This is a genomic window from Bacillus paranthracis (assembly GCF_001883995.1).
GTDB lineage: Bacteria > Bacillota > Bacilli > Bacillales > Bacillaceae_G > Bacillus_A > Bacillus_A paranthracis.
In genome coordinates, this window is record NZ_MACE01000072.1 from 1 (window position 1) to 964 (window position 964).

Here is a 964-nt window from a genome sequence, read left to right on the forward strand (position 1 = left end):
TTATGCTAATAGTTTATATACTGTTTGCACTACTTCAAATTGGCTTGTTCATATTATTTGGCATATCCCTTTTAACTAACAGCAACTTAGTTGAATCAGAATTTGCTCTTAGTGCCATCGGTGTGACTGTACCTGCTATTGTAGGAATCATTTTCTTTAGGAAAGAAATTATTGAAAGTTTTACTTATTTTAAAGAGAAAACAATTTTGAAAATAGTAAGCATTCCTATGGTAGTTTTACTTATGATAATTGTGGAAAATTCTATTATGCATTTTCTAAATACAGGTCAGCCAGAGAACCAAGAACAGATCCTTACAAATGGCGCAGAGATGCCTATTATATTCACATTACTTGTATTTGGGATTATAGGACCAATAATTGAAGAAATTATATTTCGCCATATATTAGTAAATCGTTTTTCGGAATATGTTGGTACTGCTATTGCATCCATCGTTTCGATTATAATTTTTACACTTCTTCACACGAACCAACTTTCGGATATTGCTATCTATTTACCTGGCGCGGTGATGCTTACTGCAGCTTATCTTATTTCTAATAGATCCCTTGCATATGTTATAGCGATACATATGTTAAACAATTTTATTCCTTTTATTTAATTGTATATGTCATAGAGAGACACATGCAGTTGAATATTATAAAAAATTAGGAGGGTGTCAAACATGATTGTAACAACAACGTCTGGAATTCAAGGTAAAGAAATTATTGACTATATTGATATTGTAAATGGTGAAGCTATTATGGGGGCCAACATTGTACGCGATTTATTCGCTTCTGTTCGTGATGTTGTCGGTGGTCGTGCTGGTTCTTATGAAAGTAAGCTAAAAGAAGCTCGTGATATCGCAATGGACGAAATGAAAGAACTTGCAAAACAAAAAGGTGCGAACGCTATCGTTGGTATTGACGTAGATTACGAAGTTGTTCGTGATGGAATGTTAATGGTTGC

At 33.6% G+C, this 964-nt stretch carries 2 protein-coding genes; both read left to right on the forward strand.

Annotated features, from left to right (window positions below; genetic code table 11):
- Nucleotides 1-2: 2 nt before the first annotated feature.
- On the forward strand, nucleotides 3-617 hold the full coding sequence (locus BAQ46_RS24810; protein WP_048557143.1) for a CPBP family glutamic-type intramembrane protease: 615 nt from the start codon (nucleotides 3-5) through the stop codon (nucleotides 615-617).
- A 63-nt stretch (nucleotides 618-680) separates the two neighbouring features.
- A partial coding sequence (locus BAQ46_RS24815; protein WP_071742984.1) for a heavy metal-binding domain-containing protein occupies nucleotides 681-964 on the forward strand: 284 nt, incomplete at its 3' end.

Excerpts from the sequence above, each read along its gene's own strand:
- BAQ46_RS24810 (WP_048557143.1), top strand. The coding sequence starts at position 3 with ATGCTAATAGTTTATATACTGTTTGCACTACTTCAAATTGGCTTGTTC.